The 271-nt window shown below is 42.4% G+C and carries 1 rRNA gene; it reads left to right on the plus strand.

Annotated elements, in window-relative coordinates:
- The first annotated feature begins 6 nt into the window (after positions 1–6).
- A 5S ribosomal RNA gene (gene rrf, locus CBX98_RS26135) occupies positions 7–123 on the plus strand.
- Positions 124–271: the final 148 nt, after the last annotated feature.

Consider the following 271-nt stretch of genomic DNA (forward strand, 5'->3'; position numbering starts at 1 on the left):
AATTTGCTTGGCGACCATAGCGTTTTGGACCCACCTGATTTCCATGCCGAACTCAGAAGTGAAACGAAATAGCGCCGATGGTAGTGTGGGGCTTCCCCATGTGAGAGTAGGACATCGCCAGGCTTTATTTTGCACTTGCTTAAGATTTAAGCAAGTCACCATAAAGTTCTAATCTTTTTAGAGTTTTATGTTGACTTTCAAAGTGGAAAGCGTATTATACGCACCTCGCTTAAGTGCTAAGGCACTGAAAGCCAAGCTCTTTAACAATATA

This window comes from Vibrio sp. T9 (genome assembly GCF_003123985.1).
GTDB classification, from domain to species: Bacteria; Pseudomonadota; Gammaproteobacteria; order Enterobacterales; family Vibrionaceae; genus Vibrio; species Vibrio diabolicus.